At 39.1% G+C, this 16,133-nt stretch carries 11 protein-coding genes; 9 read left to right on the top strand and 2 right to left on the bottom strand.

Annotated elements, in window-relative coordinates; all coding sequences use genetic code 11:
- The first annotated feature begins 1 nt into the window (after position 1).
- Positions 2-541, top strand: a complete 540-nt coding sequence (locus tag HMPREF1505_RS01005) for a carbonic anhydrase (RefSeq protein ID WP_036921246.1) — start codon at positions 2-4, stop codon at positions 539-541.
- A 744-nt stretch (positions 542-1,285) separates the two neighbouring features.
- Here HMPREF1505_RS01005 and HMPREF1505_RS01000 read toward each other — a convergent pair.
- Together HMPREF1505_RS01000 and HMPREF1505_RS00995 are read right to left on the bottom strand one after the other, a co-directional pair.
- A complete protein-coding gene (locus HMPREF1505_RS01000; RefSeq protein WP_036921243.1) occupies positions 1,286-2,524 on the bottom strand; it encodes a TonB family protein in 1,239 nt (412 codons plus the stop codon).
- Positions 2,525-2,582: 58 nt separating this feature from the next.
- Positions 2,583-2,948, bottom strand: coding sequence for a BlaI/MecI/CopY family transcriptional regulator (locus HMPREF1505_RS00995; protein WP_036921241.1), 366 nt, complete (start codon positions 2,946-2,948; stop codon positions 2,583-2,585).
- 310 nt (positions 2,949-3,258) lie between these two features.
- On the opposite strand from HMPREF1505_RS00995, the gene HMPREF1505_RS00990 reads away from it, so the two are divergent.
- The 8 genes from HMPREF1505_RS00990 to HMPREF1505_RS00955 all read left to right on the top strand — a co-directional run bounded on the left by HMPREF1505_RS00990 (position 3,259) and on the right by HMPREF1505_RS00955 (position 16,044).
- On the top strand, positions 3,259-3,690 hold the full coding sequence (locus HMPREF1505_RS00990) for a hypothetical protein (protein ID WP_036921238.1): 432 nt from the start codon (positions 3,259-3,261) through the stop codon (positions 3,688-3,690).
- A gap of 118 nt (positions 3,691-3,808) precedes the next feature.
- Positions 3,809-6,040 (top strand): GH92 family glycosyl hydrolase, encoded by a 2,232-nt coding sequence (locus HMPREF1505_RS00985; protein WP_036921235.1) that lies wholly within the window; start codon positions 3,809-3,811, stop codon positions 6,038-6,040.
- A gap of 186 nt (positions 6,041-6,226) precedes the next feature.
- Positions 6,227-6,844: a hypothetical protein gene (locus HMPREF1505_RS00980; protein ID WP_036921234.1), complete on the top strand. Its 618-nt coding sequence runs from the start codon at positions 6,227-6,229 to the stop codon at positions 6,842-6,844.
- Positions 6,845-7,744: 900 nt separating this feature from the next.
- On the top strand, positions 7,745-9,163 hold the full coding sequence (locus HMPREF1505_RS00975) for a PepSY-associated TM helix domain-containing protein (protein WP_036921232.1): 1,419 nt from the start codon (positions 7,745-7,747) through the stop codon (positions 9,161-9,163).
- Between the two features lie 406 nt (positions 9,164-9,569).
- The gene (locus tag HMPREF1505_RS00970) at positions 9,570-10,157 is read left to right on the top strand and encodes a DUF417 family protein (RefSeq protein WP_036921230.1); all 588 of its coding nucleotides are present in this window, start codon (positions 9,570-9,572) and stop codon (positions 10,155-10,157) included.
- A gap of 447 nt (positions 10,158-10,604) precedes the next feature.
- Complete coding sequence (locus HMPREF1505_RS00965) at positions 10,605-13,775, top strand: hypothetical protein (RefSeq protein ID WP_231480313.1); 3,171 nt, start codon at positions 10,605-10,607, stop codon at positions 13,773-13,775.
- Between the two features lie 164 nt (positions 13,776-13,939).
- Entirely contained in the window at positions 13,940-14,731 is a 792-nt protein-coding gene (locus tag HMPREF1505_RS00960) for a phosphatase PAP2 family protein (RefSeq protein WP_036921227.1), read from the top strand.
- Between the two features lie 152 nt (positions 14,732-14,883).
- Complete coding sequence (locus HMPREF1505_RS00955; RefSeq protein ID WP_036921225.1) at positions 14,884-16,044, top strand: OprO/OprP family phosphate-selective porin; 1,161 nt, start codon at positions 14,884-14,886, stop codon at positions 16,042-16,044.
- The last annotated feature ends 89 nt before the right edge of the window (positions 16,045-16,133 follow it).

The raw sequence follows: 16,133 nt of genomic DNA, 5'->3' as shown, positions 1-16,133 counted from the left end.
TATGATAGATCAGATACTTTCTTATAACAAAAGGTTTGTGGCTGAAAAAGGCTACGAACCTTTTATTACATCTGGGCAACCAGATATGAAGTTAGCTATTGTCAGTTGCATGGACACCCGTTTGACGAAGTTGCTACCCAATGCACTCGGCTTAAGAAACGGAGATGCAAAGATTATTAAGGTTGCTGGCGGAACCATTCTTACCCCCTACGACTCTGTAATGCGCTCCCTTCTTGTGGCTATCTATGAGTTGGGTTGTCAAGAGGTTATGATTATCCATCACTCTGGTTGTGGTGCTTGCAACATGAATGCCGATCATTTTCTTCACCTAATGCGCGAACGTGGAATCACGGACGAAGCTATTAAAGAGGCTGAGCAGCAGATTAATCTAAACGAATATTTGGACGGTTTTCATGACACAGAGGCAAGCGTACGCCGTACGGTGAGCACTGTTCAGCAACACCCACTCGTACCAAAAGACATTATTGTACGTGGTTTTATCATAGACTCACGCACAGGCGAACTATCACCCGTCGACTAACAAAGCATCAAAATAGCTGAGACCCTTGTTGATAATCGCATATCACACAAGGGTCTCATCAATTACATACTTGACATTTAGATGTCACTGAGAATTCTCCCAGCTGCTTGTAGATTAAGATAACGTTTACATAGTTAGTTTTAATGTCATCTCCGACATTCTGATGCAAAGGTAAATATTTCTGTTAGAACAACCAAAAATTATCCTATTTTTGTTATATTTTAGTAAAAATATCACATCAGAACCTCTTTAATTCTTAAATTTCTACATAAAATACAATAATTATTCATTCTATGTATAAATAAACTCTTTTCGTCATTTGAGTATCCTATTTAATTACATCTTACACTGAAATGTGTAATACTCATCATTCGCTATTATTTAAGAATGAAATATAGTCTAAGAAAAATTACACATATTAGCTACCCATTAGCCACTTACGAACCTTCTTAATAATAACCACAACGCCTCTCTTTACTTACTTTTAAGATACGTGATAGAAGTCCGCACATATCGTGCTGATGCTCCGCACATATGGTGCTGATGGTAAACACCACTGGTGCGAAGTACTAAATACCATGCAATCTATTGTCGATGTGGAACAAACTTATTGTTAGAAGTAAGCATGAGTAACCATCCACACATTTAAGTAAAGAACCAGAAAAAAACTGGGACACACAAAATAATGTACATCCCAGCATTAGAAACCATTTTAAAATACTATAATTTTCACCTATATATATTCTACTTCGAGCCTAAGGAGAATTTAACAGGTAACGTATACTTTGTAGCAACCTTCTTATTACCATTTCTACCAGGATTCCACGCTGGCATCTTTGACACTACACGAAGGGCTTCCTTATCAAGAGAAGGACTAACAGAACGTACAATCTCTGGCTTAATAACCTCACCCTTAGCCGTTATGACAAACTGTACCATAACACGTCCTTGCTCTTTTCTACTTACCGCATCTTTCGGATAACGAAGATTCTTTGATAGCCATTGATATAAATTACCTTTAAATGTAGGCATGACTTCTGTAACTATAAATACTCGTTCAGACTCTTTCGTTGGCTTCTTTTGAAGTTCAACACTTGCCGTAAGCTTTGTTACATTACGTGCTATAGTCTCGATATTACTTACCGCCAATAGCATTGCTACCAATGGAATATAAAGCATATACTTTGCTTTAAGGATTCCTTTTGTTTCTTTTTTGTTCATCATCTTGATTCGTTTTTTAATAGGTAAAACATTAAAATTATTTGTTATTGTAGCTACATTCTTCCTATATGTTAACCCAAGCAGATGGTACTGATACTCTTTATTATCCTTACCATTAGCAAGAACGCTGTTATCAGCAAGATATTCAAGATTTAATCGCACTTCACGTTTGAGCAACCAAACGAAAGGATTAAACCAAAAGATAATACAAAATAGTTCTGAAAAGATTATGTCTATTGAATGGAGTTGCTGGCAATGTGTCAATTCATGCATCATTATCTCCTCTATCTCATCACTCTTATGCCTCTCTGGATTGATGAATATCCAATCAAAGAAGGAGAAAGGACCTTCGTCATCGGTTAACAGATAAACTTCTGTATCACATATATAAGAACTTTGACTATTGTTCTTTAGCAATATAATAGAAACCAACTGGCACAAAAAACGTAGTAATAAGACACAGGCAACAACACTATAGACAATCAACACTATCAACTCCCATAGTAGGACTTCACCACCCTGCGAGGAAGTAGACACAGCTGGTAAAACGACTGTTGCATATTCATTGGCAATGGATGTCATCCCTTCGCTGTTGCTTAGCCATACTGAAAAATCCATTACTGGTACCAACATGGCAACAAGATACATTCCGATAAGCGTAGCCCTACGCCATGAAAAGAAGGTATCTCCTGTGAACATCAACTTATAAAAGCTGAAAAGTAAGATAAGGGCTATATTCAATTTCAATAAATACATTATCATAATCGTCAAAACGTTAAGTTATTATTATTGGAGAAAAGAATAAATACGTATTTCTCGGCTACACCTCTTTCCCTTTTTCAATCTCATTTATAATATCTTTCAGTTCTTCTGGCGAGATGTTATCCTCCTTTGCAAAAAAGGAAACCATTTCACGGAAGGAACTCTTAAAGTACTTATCAACGAAGCCTTTCATGAAATCTGCTTTATACTTCGACTGTTCAATCTTCGGAACAAAGTGATAGGTCAGTCCATGCTGCTCAGCGACTACATATCCCTTACGCTTCAGATTGTTCATGATTGAAGCCACTGTAGTATAAGGAGGTTTAGGATCTTCCAACTTTTGCAGTACATCTTTGATAGTGCAGCTTTTTAAGCTCCATACCTGCAACATTATTTCTTCTTCTTGTTTAGTTAGTTTCTCCATAAATTATATATCTAAAAAGTTCACGCCACAAAGCTACGAATAATTCGTAAGAAAGTCAAGTATTAGATAGTGAAATAAAGTTAATTAGACAATATTTCACATTATATTTCAATGTAATACGAAATATTAGTAAGAATACATGATTAGTAAAATGTCAGCTTTTACATTAGGTTTACCCTGTAAATAATAAGGTTGTTCCTTTGGAATTATCCCCTCTATTAATAAGAAAGTTATGGTTTTTATTCAACATCTCTTGTCTTTATGCTTGTAAAAGTGTACATTTGTACTTACATATTAAGCTTAAAACAAAATGATTAGAAAACTATATACCTTCCTTGCTGTGGCAGCCTTAATGTTGAGTAGCTGTAAAAAAGGGTCACAAGATAAACCGAAAGCAGATAGTCATGACATTAAGACTATCCCGACAGAGATAACTGACAAAGGCGATCAGGCTGTTAAGAATGCAAACAAAAGGGATGCTGGCTTCATCAGTAACAGAGCAAACGAGGTTACACTGACGATTCCTTGTTTGGGAGTTGTCAACATGGACAACCTTGACCTACTGCCCCCTCCTAACGAGATAAGCAAGAAGGATTCTACCATCATTAAACAACTAAATAACGGAGAGGTATTCTTATTACAACCAGGAACTAAAGGTATTATGCTAACGGACGCAGGCTCAAAGCTATTAGTTCGCTTCCAAATGGGCGAATTATGGGTTTGGAAGTCAGCTACAAAATAAGTACGTCCGTTCTATCGGTCCTCGATAGAAATCCTTTACTACGTCCTATCATTAGCTAAGCCTAACTATCAGGCTAACTCTTAACCTAAAATATACAAATAAATCACCTTATCAAAAGATGAAAAGAAGCCTTTTTCTTGTTTTCTTATTGCTGACATTTACTGCTCACCTACATGCTATCACAGTAAACAACCCTGTTGATTACGTAAGTACTTTAGTGGGTTCAGCCTCAAAACCAGAACTTTCAACGGGTAACACTTACCCCGCTATTGCCCTACCATGGGGCATGAACTTCTGGACTCCACAGACTGGAAAGATGGGAGATGGCTGGACTTACACCTACGGAGCCGATAAGATTCGCGGAATCAAGCAAACACATCAACCAAGTCCATGGATTAACGACTACGGACAGTTCTCTGTCATGCCCGTCGTAGGTAAGAAACTCTTTGACGAGGAAGGACGTGCCAGCTGGTTTTCACACAAAGCTGAGACTGCTACTCCTTATTACTATAAGGTTTATTTAGCAGACCACGACGTCACTGTAGAGGTGAGTCCTACCAGTCGTGCTGCTGTAATGCGCTTCACCTATCCACAAACAGAAGAAGCTTATTTCGTTGTAGATGCCTTTGACAAGGGTTCTTCCGTAACGATTATGCCTGACAAACGTACTATCGTGGGCTATACAACCAAGAATAGCGGTGGTGTACCAGCAAACTTCAAGAACTATTTTGTGCTGCGCTTCGACCATGATTTCTCTTTCGTTGGCAGTATCGAAGATGGGAAACTATCAGAGGGCAAGACTTCTGCAACCAGCAATCATGCCATGGCTGTTGTCGGATTCCACACCAAACGAGGCGAACAAGTTAATATACAGGTAGCCTCATCGTTTATTAGTGACGAACAAGCACAGCACAATCTCAAGGAAGTGGAGGGCAAGACATTCGACGAGGTGAAGTCAGAAGGCAGAAAAGAATGGAACAATATCTTAGGACGTATAGAAGTGGAAGACGATAATATCGACCATCTTCGCACTTTCTATAGTTGCCTCTATCGCTCAGTACTTTTCCCACGTTCGTTCTATGAGTTAGACGAACAGGGTAATCCTATCCATTATAGTCCTTATAATGGCAAAGTACTATCGGGTTATCTCTTTACTGACACAGGTTTCTGGGACACCTTCCGTTCGCTCTTTCCATTGCTCAACCTCGTCTATCCTTCAATGAATGAGAAGATGCAAGCGGGCTTAGTCAATGCCTATAAGGAGAGTGGATTCCTTCCAGAGTGGGCAAGTCCGGGGCATCGTGATTGTATGGTGGGCAACAACTCGGCTTCGGTCGTTGCTGATGCTTACATCAAGGGATTGCGTGGCTACGATATAGAAACACTTTGGGAAGCTGTTGTGCATGGTGCAAATGCTGTTCACCCAACCGTTAGCTCTACTGGACGTAAAGGCTTTGACTATTATAATCGCTTAGGTTACGTACCCTATAACGTGGGAATCAACGAGAGTGTTGCCCGCACATTAGAGTACGCCTACGATGACTGGTGTATCTATCAATTGGGATTAAAACTCGGAAAGAGTGCTAAGGAACTCAAACCTTTCAAACTCCGAGCAATGAACTATCAGAAGGTTTTCGACAAGGAAACGGGTCTGATGCGTGGACGTAATGAGGACGGTAGCTTCCAGTCGCCATTTAATCCTTTCAAATGGGGTGATGCCTTCACGGAAGGAAACAGCTGGCATTACACGTGGAGCGTATTCCATGACCCTGCTGGGCTGGCAAAGTTGATAGGAGGATACGATAAGTTTAATGCAATGTTAGACAGTGTCTTCCAACTACCACCTACCTTTGACCACAGCTATTATGGCTTTACAATTCACGAAATACGTGAGATGCAAATCATGAACATGGGTAATTACGCACATGGAAACCAACCTATCCAGCACATGATTTACCTCTATGACTACAGCGGACAGCCTTGGAAGGCGCAGTATTGGGTGCGTGAGGTGATGGACCGACTCTATACCGCGCAGCCTGATGGCTATTGTGGCGACGAAGATAATGGTCAGACATCAGCTTGGTATGTCTTCTCTGCTCTCGGCTTCTACCCTGTTTGTCCTGGTAGTACACAATATATGATTGGTACCCCCTACTTTCGTAAAGTCAAGATACAGTTGGAGAATGGTAAGACTGTCACAATTCGAGCTGAAAAGAATAACAAAGACAATCGCTTCATTCAGCATATTACAATGAATGAGCAGCCTTATCCACATTATTATCTTGAGCATGAACAGCTGTTATCAGGTTCTATAATCGACTTCACAATGGGCAACAAACCTGCGAAATAGGAAGCTATCACATCCCCTTTGCACTCAATTAACAGATTTTGTTTCTATTTGAACAAATCTGTTAATTAAGAGGCAGCATGTTAATGAGTTCTATAAAATCATTTAAAACGGTATAAACAATTCCCTGCTATTATAATTTCTTTACGTATATTTGCAACATATTAATCCAAAAATGAATATATAACAATGAAGAAAAACTTTTTTTCTAACCACGCTTTATGTGCTGGTTTAGTATTAGGTGGACTGTTTACATTTTCCAGTTCATACGCTGCAAACAATGAAGTAAAGGATAATAACAACGTAGTAGCTGCAGCACCTATAACCAACTCTAAGATTGTTGGTACTTGGGAGCTTACAAATAAGGGTAGCTATGCCATTGTGCGCAATCCAAGAACACATAAGGAATATAAGGTAGGTTTCACGATTGACAGATATGACGACTATAAGTTCCTCCCTGTTGACTTCGCTACAGGTGAGTCTGTTAATCTTCGAACGCTTGTTGGTCACGATGATAACGACCTTGATGATGAGTTGCACCGTTTCGATTTCTACCATGATGGAACCATGAGTGTTATAGAAAGAGAAGACAATGGCAGATGGAAGCGTGATGACGATATCGGTGTTTATGGTTTCCGCCGTGATGGTTTCTTTATGAAGATAGACGGTAAGATGCGCAAGAACCTCCAAATTAGATTCTTGAACAACAATGAGTTTGAGCTAACTCAGACCAAATTCAATGACAGCGACTTGAGAAGAGTAGTCGTTAAGAAGGTTATGAGATATGTTCGTGTTACAAGAAAGTAAGACATAACTAACTCAAACTTATAATATACACCCCAATTAATAGTAGCTTGAACTTATATAAAGCTCTGTTAATTGGGGTTTCTTTTTTTTCTTTAAGATAAGGAGTGATAAAGTAAACCCCTATTACATAATAAATCACACGAAGAAACAAAGCAGACGAAGTTAAAAGTAACACCCCAAAACACCCCTGTAGGCAACATATTTTAGTCTAAAAGGCAAAGAAATATATTGACAAAAAGATTAAAGAAAAGGTAGGAAAATGGATTAAAAGTGACTTATTTCATCACCTTTGCAAGTTATTTGCTATCAAGTAGTTGCAAATTAAGATTTCAAAAGGTGCTTAATAAGGCTTCAAAAGGGCGTTAGTAAGAGGCTTAAAGAGCATCTTTTAGAAGCCTAAAGGGCGTTAATTGCAAGCCATTTTATGGTCTTTACAAAATCAGTTTATGAAAAATTAGGACAAAGAGGAATACTCGGAAACTTGAAATGGTTAGGTTTTCTTTTGCATTTAGAATCTTAACAAATATCACACAGAGAAAAGGAGATAACTGAGAATTGTCAAAAAAAGCGATAGAAGTTACCGAAGCAACGTCGATACTTAAAACAACGGAGGTTATTTGCGAGTTTTATGTACAAAGCATGAATTCCTTTAAGGTATCAAGAATCTGTACGCATCACCTCTGCCTCTCTTTAAGCCATCACCAACTCCATGATTTTGAGTTTAGATCCTTCCGCTCTATTTCTCCGTGTGACTTATTACGTAATAGCTTCACTTTACTACTCCAACTTCTGGAAGAATCAAAAATATAGCTCAAAAAGCCCCGAAATACAGTTTTTTTGTGTAAGTTTGTACAGCATTTTAAAACTGAGTTAAAAATAACATAACACAAACAACAAAATATGAAACGTAAGACATGGGTTAAAAACCATAAGTGGATTGGCATCATCATAACATTCTTCTTAGTAATGTTCTGCCTTTCAGGTATTGTCCTCAATCATCGTCAACTCTTTTCTGATATTAATGTAAGCCGTGGAATATTGCCTGGTCATTATGAATTTAACCAATGGAACAACGGATTACTACGCGGAACATTACGCTACAAAGATAATAAAAACAAAGATAAAGTGTTCATATATGGCGCAGCGGGTGTCATTCAAACTGATACAACTGCTTCTCACTTCACCGAATATAACCAAGGTCTACCTGCTGGTGCTGACTATCGACAGATGCGAGGAATGGCTAAAACCCCACAAAATGACCTGTTTGCGGTTAGCGTCATGGACTTATATAAACTGGGGAAGAACGCATCTTGGCAAAAAATAGACTTACCTAAGCAAGAGGATGACGAACTACTGACAGATATCACCACCCATGGTGACACGCTCATCGTTCTTTCTCGTTCTCACCTCTACTATGCTACAGCTCCTTATAAGAAGTTTACTTGTCTCACACTACAAGCTGGTGAGGGGAATGAGGGGAAGGTATCACTGTTCCGTCAAATATGGTTATTGCATAGTGGTGCACTGTTTGGAACCGTAGGAAAGCTCATTGTAGACGGAATTGGAGTCGTCTTAATTATCCTTTGTGTGACAGGTATATGGTATTGGATTCGTCGCAAAACAGTATCAATGGTCGTTTGGCATACAAAGATTGGGCATTACACATTCGCCTTGACGCTATTTATCGCAATAACAGGATGGGCATTACGTCCTCCACTGATGATTCTTCTTGCCACGAACAGTACAAAGCCATTGCCTGGCACGACTTTAGACAATGATAATCCTTGGAATGACAAACTGAGAATGATTCGATATGATGAGCAAGCTCACGACTGGCTCATCTCGACTTCGGAAGGTTTCTACTCTCTTAAGAATCTCTCTTCCAAGCCAACACCTATCACCACAGCACCCCCAGTGAGTGTTATGGGTCAAAACGTTTGGCAATACGCAAACAACAAATCATGGATAGTAGGCTCCTTCGATGGCCTGTTCTACTGGGATCGTAAGAATAACGTCGTACTTTACTACAATGATGCTATGGTCTCTACTCCCGGTATACCGGGTACAGCACCAGACGAACAGACAATCTCTGGCTATAGTTCTGATTTCACAAACAAGGAATGTATAGCAACCTATTTCCAAGGTTCATCCTTCGCAAAACAGCCAGAAGAATTGAAAGATAAGCCCATGTCGCTTTGGAGTCTTGCTTTAGAGGTACACACAGGTAGAATCTATGCCGGTGCATTAGGCTCCTTCCTCTTCATTTTCGTCATCGGTATCCTCATCATCTTCACCCTCGTGTCTGGTAAAAAGGCATAGGGATAGAATTTATCCGTAGTAACTTGGAGTGTACTGGAGACTTTTAGTATTTGCCATATTCATGTATTGCAAATAGTCTTCAGCACTCTTATGAATTAATTTACAAATTACATCATTTTAAATAATGCTGTAACGTACATGTAATTTCCCTATACAATGCTTTTAGTCTCTACCACAAACATGGTATTTTTCAGATAAATAGGTATTTTGAAGCATTATTTGAAATAAATACAATATATTTCTTTGTGGTTTGAAGATAAATATATATCTTTGCCGACAAATCCAAATAATAGGGATAAAATAGATTAAAGAAATAGGATAAAACTAAACTTAATCTATAAATTGCGGGATAATTCCACAAGCACAAAGTATAAAATCAAGACATAAAGTCAATAAAAAAAAGATTATGAATAAAGTAAAATTATTATTAGATTTCGTTCTTAATACCGCAGCATCGCTGAAGGGTACAGGTATTCATTTGATACGTATAGCCATCTTTATCATCTTCGTATGGATTGGTGGTTTGAAGTTCTGGAACTATGAGGCAGAGGGTATTGTACCTTTCGTTGCTAACAGTCCGTTTATGAGCTTCTTCTATACAAAGCAAGCACCTGAATATAAGGATTATAAACTCAAAGAGGGTGAGTTTGATAAGGTTAAGCATGAGTGGCATGAGGCAAACAACACTTATACATTCTCACACGGCTTGGGTATTGCAATTATGTCATTTGGTATCTTGACATTATTGGGTATTTGGTTCCCAAAGGTTGGTTTTGTAGGCTCAGGACTGGTCATTATCATGACATTCGGAACGCTATCCTTCCTTGTCACGACACCTGAAGTTTGGGTTCCAGACTTAGGTAGTGGTGAACATGGATTCCCGCTACTAACTGGTGCAGGTCGACTTGTCATTAAGGACGTATGTATTTTAGCAGGTGCCGTTGTTGTATTAGCAGACTGTGCACAGCGAATCTTGAAAAATAATAAGAGATAAACGATTATAAAAAAGGGGATGTTACAGTACATTCCCTTTTCTTTTATATAAATACAAAGAAGAACACAGCCTTTAATCATCTGAAAGATACACATTCATTATAGTGCTTTAATCCAAATCAATCGTTGATATTACAAGGCTATTCAGCCTCAACACCATTGGTGTTTACCCTTAGCACATTATGTGCGGACCGTTAACACGATATGTGCGGAACATCAATACGTTGGTTGGAGATGGTAAGAGAAGGAGGCATTATGCTCATTATAAGACACGAAAAGACGTTAATAAAAAGCTCTTCCGAAAGCACGAAAGATTATTAAGCAAGCAAACGCTATGATAAAACACACTGAGAAACACATCGGAAGCATAACTTTTCCATAAAGTAAATAAGATATTCTGTTACAATCTCAGAGTATTTCGTTATCTTTGCAGATAAAGTAGAATCTAATGACTACAAGATATAACATAGGGATAAAGAAGCATTTTCTTAGTAGCTGCCTTTGCCTGATACTACTATTTATCATCTCAAGCTGCAAGGAAACAACTACTTCACGGTCGTTATCAGAGCAGGAATTTCACTATGATGACCGCTTGTCAACACTGGCTATAGATAAAAAAGGATACTGGATTGGCGGTGAGACGGGTGTTATATGGCATGTTGACGGACAAAACAGAAAGCGTTTTTACACTGGACTTGACCGCATTTATGACATTGAACGCGCCCCCAACCAGACTAATCAGATATGGATAGCATCACGTAATGCCGGTTTACAGTTATGGAACATAGCTGCCGACACGCTTGTCCACAAGACGACCTTTGAGATTCCAAGCAAAGGTAACCGATACTCTCCATATAATATTGATATAGCAGACGGTACACTCTTTGTTGCCACTTCTCAAGGACTTTTCTCTATGCCGCTTAATCAACAGCAGCAAGGATTAAAGCCCCTTTACCCTATTCATAAAGAAAAGGCAGGTCAGTACTATGAACCTTTCTTAGTAAATAATCTCTGTCATGTTGGAAATAAGTGGCTTTTTGCAGCAACACAAGCTGGTGTTATAAGCATAAACCTCCAAACAAAGAAGACAGAACTGCGTCATAAAGGGGAGAATATACGTAATGTTGCTATTTATGATGGCAAACTTTATATCTTATCTGATAATCAGCTGACGATTGAAGGCTTCAATGGAGCTGATAGTAAGACCTTTTCGCTTCCTCAATCGGTTTTGTCTTTTTATAAAGCAAGTTCAACTTACTATTTTATTACTTCATCCAGCATTCTGTTATCAGACAACTTAAAGCGTTTTGTTACCATTCCATTACGTAACAATATTCCAGACAATCCGCATCAGATATCCATTGCAGACGATGGCAATGGCTTTTCTGTGCTACTGACAAAGAATGCAGTATGGCGTATTCCACACCATCTTGGCTTCTTTAACGCTAATCCTCCGGTCCTTGCTGCATGTCTTTCCGACAAATCCCTTATCTATGTTAATAATCAACATGAGCTATTCTGCCAGAAAGCAGGTGAACAGATAGCAAAGAAGATATACGACTTTGAAAATGATGAGTTGCCAAAGGAGATGTATGCCAATGGTGAGGACATTTATTACTATAATGCTAATAATCAGTTATTCAGACTGAATCTTGGTAATCATTACCTGATTAATCAGCTCTTTAAACGTCCACAACTGCTGGCGCAAACCAAGACACGCATCACATCTATGGCATTTCTGCCGAAACAAAGCAAGATACTACTTGGCGTGCAAGACTATCTATTATCCATTGATACCCAAAACGGTAAGACAGATACGATAAAGGCAATGGATAACAGATATATAACAGCTTTTCATCAAGTGAAAAACGGTGAAGGGATATATATTGCCACACTCAACCATGGTGTATTCTTTGGAAAGCATGGACAGATAAAACAAGTTGCAGGAACACATGATAAAGTATTTATCAGTAGTCTACTGACATACGATGAGCAGAAACCTCATCTCCTATTGCTCACCAATCATCATCTACTGATTCAAGGTTCTGACTCTATTCAGACAGATGGAAGCTGTAGAATGTTCTGTATCAATGACAGTGTTGTCTATACGATACCAGAGACAGGCATCCATAAATATATCATAAAAAAGGGACAGCTGATTGATTGTGGTAGTTACTTTGCAGACATCCACTTCAATGCTCAGGCAGGTGTCATCCTTGACAACGCCCTATATATAGGCTCCGACCTCGGCGTTTTGCAGTTAATTCCAGGAAAGGAAGAGGTGGCTAAATGGATTACCTTTGACAATAAAGTGCCAAGTTTACAACTTATTGGTATCATTCTCTTTACCCTGATCTGCATTCTCGGTATTATCTTCATTAGTTATCGTAGGCATCAGATATTGACTTATCGCCAACTTCAGATGAGTAAAGACGACCTACACCAACGTCTGGAAGCTTTAGAATCCTTAAAAGACAAGCTGACAGAGGTAGAGCGTAATACCCTCGATAGTATTAATAATGAGATTGATAGCATTAATATCAGCTCACAAAGTCTGCGTAATAACAACGAACATTTTGCAAAACTATCAGCACGAATAGCCCGGCTAAACCGTGATACAGCTCTTCAGATGGTGAAATATCTGAATGACCAAATAGCTCGAATCAAGCAATTTGAGGTCTATGAACGTGACACTATGGTGCATGAATCAGAAGAAGCACGCAATACGGACAATATTGAGGTTATCATTGAACAATGCCGAAAGAATGAAGTATGGCTCAATCATATCCAAGAACTTAAAGAACGACTCAATAAATTCCATCGTTCTACTCAAGACACACTCGTGCTAAAAGGACTGAATGATGGTATGAAAGAGCGTCTTCACCATATTCTTAATGAATCAAAACAACATCCTGTGGCAGAAGTTTATTCTGATTTCATTGCTGTTAAGCATCAATACGAGAACATTTTCACACAGGATGGCTTGAAGATTATTCGTAACTATATATCTGATAGTATCAAACGACTAAAAGAGTTTGAAGGTTATGAGATAATGACTAAGGCACTGTCGGACGAATTGCAATCGATAGAAAACGACATTGACAACCGCGACCGCATAGTACTCCTTCGCTTGTTACAGACGATTGATAATCGTATCAATCAAATTAAACATCTGAAGACACTACAAAAACTAATGCAGGAATATGCTGCTGTACACGAGAATGTTGTGCAGGAGAATGAGGAAAGACGCATGAAAAAGTTTAACTCAAAACTCTTTGCTGACATCGACTCTGCTACACGTGACATCACTGACCAAATAGCAGAGGTGTCAGACGAGTTCTTCAAGAGTTTTGCCATGACAGATAAAGAAGTCTGCAAAGAGATATTCCACTTTACTGCAGCCAACAGTCAGCAGGTACGAGTCTTGATTTTGCTCCTTGCAATGCCACGAGTAAAGCGCACACTCTTACCAGGAATGTTAGGTATCTATGGCAACTTAAATCCTGTTGTCAGTCGTCTTTATCATAGTAAGATCGGTGATAACAATGCAATTCTTACTGCCTATTGCAAAGAGAATCCATCCAGTATCGTCTATTATATTTTAAAATTATCAGAATAAGAGTAATAACTGATAATCAATATGTTAACAATAGTTGCATTCGTTTATTTTATCTAAAAAACGAGATGCAACTATTTTGTTTATAACATTTCTTCTACCTTTGTAGCAACATATTACTATTGTATTTTAATTAAACCATTTTATAAATTTAAAACTCTACCAAAATGACAAAGAAAACCTTAGTTGTTGGTTTGCTGGCAATGTTCTCAGTAACCACTTTCGCACAGACAGCGGCAAAGAAGATTAAAGACGTCCGTACACAACCAGACCTCTATTATCTTCAGGATGGACAGCAAGCAAGCTCACTCGAACTTCTTCCAGCACCTCCACAGCCAGGTAGTATTCAGTTCCTTTATGACGAAGCGCAGTACCAATGGGGTAAGATGCAGCGCAATACTCCTCGTGGTGATCAGGCAGCAGCTGATGCACGTGTAGGTGGCGATGGTGTTCCAAACGCTTTCTCTGAGGCTTTCGGTATTAAAATTAGCAAGGAGACAACTCCAGAGATTTATAAACTTGTTTTGAATATGCGTGAAGATGCAGGTGATTTGGCTACACGTAGCGCTAAGGATCACTACATGCGTGTTCGTCCATTTGCTTTCTATCACGAGATGACTTGTAACCCAGAGCAGCAGCAAGAGCTGTCAACTAATGGTTCTTATCCATCAGGTCACACTGCAATCGGCTGGGCTACCGCTCTTGTTCTGTCAGAGATTAACGTTGATCGTCAGAATGAAATCCTTGAGCGTGGCTATCAAATGGGGCAGAGCCGTGTAATCTGTGGTTACCACTGGCAGAGCGATGTAGATGCTGCCCGTATCATTAGTGCAGCCGTTGTAGCACGTCTTCATGCAGAACCAGCGTTCCAGGAGCAGTTGGCAAAGGCAAAGAAAGAGTTTGCTAAGCTGAAGAAGGAAGGCAAGATTGCTAAGAGTACATTTAAGACAGCAAACTAAGTCTTACGAAATATAAGGTGTCATAGGAGTTAAGCCAGTAGGTTTACATTAACTTTTTAGTTGATGGCTTAACTCCTCTTTGACTCTTTCTTATAGCTCTAACTCTTAGTTAGAAACCTAATTTATAGAAGATTGATAATAAAAATACCTTTATGAAAAGAATTATCCTTATTACTACCTGTGCATTGATGACTTGTGCAAGTGCCTTTGCTCAGGAAGAAGCAGAACCAAAGTTGGTAATAAAACCAACTGGTCGTATCCTTATGGATGCAGGTGTTATGCACTCAACAGATGAGACACTTGATAACCAGCTCAATGATGGTGTTGCTATTCCAGACGTACGTATGGGCGTAAGTGCCACATATGGTAAGTGGAAAGCAAAGGTTGATGTTGGTTATGCACGTCAAAGTCTTTCATTAAAAGACATTAGTCTCGACTATAATTTCAACAAAGAGAACTTGATTCGTATGGGTTACTTCGTACACCAGTTTGGTTTACAGAGTGGTACATCATCAAGTTTCAAGGTTTCAATGGAAGAGCCATTGGCTAACCAGGCATTCTTTAACAGCCGTCTGATTGGTGCGATGTATGTTCATGCTGGCGAGAAGTTCCATGCTACTGCATCAGTATTTGCTGAGAATGACGCGATGAAGATGACAACCGACAAGCTCGGCAACGAGGCATGGGGTGCAATGACACGATTGGTATGGCGCCCATTGACTGAGCGTGGTAAGATTTTCCACATCGGTATCAGTGGTGCATATGAGTCTCCACGTTATAACAAGACAGCTGCTCTCAGCCATAAGTCATACACCTTGAGAGCTCCTTTCCCAACACGTATAGCAAATGTTGCAGCACAGGAGGCTACAATCTCAGACGCTAAAGCACTGTGGAAGTTCTCTCCAGAAATGAACTTTGCTATTGGTAACTTCGGTTTCGAGGCACAATACTTCTACGTAGGCATCAAGCGCGACAACGCTATGCCAAACTATAACGCATGGGGTGCATATAGCAATGTACGCTACTTGCTCAAGGGTCAGGGTTATACTTATACCAAGGCTGATGCGGGTATTGCTACTCCAGACCCAGGTTCTTTGGAGCTTGTTGCAGCTTACAACTACTCTACCTTGACTGATAAGGATGCCAATATCTTTGGTGGTAAGGTAAATGATTGGTCATTGACCTTCAACTACTACCTTAATAAGTATATGATTTGGCGTGTTCGTGGTTCTATCACTCGCGCAACAGATAACGCTGCATTCAACAACAACACATTCTCTATTCTTGAGACACGTTTGCAGATTAAATTCTAAACTAATTCAGAATTCATAATCCATAATTCATAATTATGATTACCATTATAATTCAGAATTCATAATCCATAATTCATAATTATGATTAC

Origin of the sequence: Prevotella sp. ICM33, from assembly GCF_000517825.1 — a bacterium.
Taxonomy (GTDB): Bacteria; Bacteroidota; Bacteroidia; order Bacteroidales; family Bacteroidaceae; genus Prevotella; species Prevotella melaninogenica.
The sequence above is the reverse complement of the archived record's forward strand: the minus strand, read 5'-3'. Positions and strand labels throughout refer to the sequence as shown.

Coding starts and splice junctions, on each gene's coding strand:
- HMPREF1505_RS00980 (WP_036921234.1), top strand. CDS start 6,227: ATGAAGAAAAACTTTTTTTCTAACCACGCTTTATGTGCTGGTTTAGTA.
- HMPREF1505_RS00960 (WP_036921227.1), top strand. CDS start 13,940: ATGACAAAGAAAACCTTAGTTGTTGGTTTGCTGGCAATGTTCTCAGTA.
- HMPREF1505_RS00965 (WP_231480313.1), top strand. CDS start 10,605: ATGACTACAAGATATAACATAGGGATAAAGAAGCATTTTCTTAGTAGC.
- HMPREF1505_RS01005 (WP_036921246.1), top strand. CDS start 2: ATGATAGATCAGATACTTTCTTATAACAAAAGGTTTGTGGCTGAAAAA.
- HMPREF1505_RS00990 (WP_036921238.1), top strand. CDS start 3,259: ATGATTAGAAAACTATATACCTTCCTTGCTGTGGCAGCCTTAATGTTG.
- HMPREF1505_RS00970 (WP_036921230.1), top strand. CDS start 9,570: ATGAATAAAGTAAAATTATTATTAGATTTCGTTCTTAATACCGCAGCA.
- HMPREF1505_RS01000 (WP_036921243.1), bottom strand. CDS start 2,524: ATGATAATGTATTTATTGAAATTGAATATAGCCCTTATCTTACTTTTC.
- HMPREF1505_RS00995 (WP_036921241.1), bottom strand. CDS start 2,948: ATGGAGAAACTAACTAAACAAGAAGAAGAAATAATGTTGCAGGTATGG.
- HMPREF1505_RS00975 (WP_036921232.1), top strand. CDS start 7,745: ATGAAACGTAAGACATGGGTTAAAAACCATAAGTGGATTGGCATCATC.
- HMPREF1505_RS00955 (WP_036921225.1), top strand. CDS start 14,884: ATGAAAAGAATTATCCTTATTACTACCTGTGCATTGATGACTTGTGCA.
- HMPREF1505_RS00985 (WP_036921235.1), top strand. CDS start 3,809: ATGAAAAGAAGCCTTTTTCTTGTTTTCTTATTGCTGACATTTACTGCT.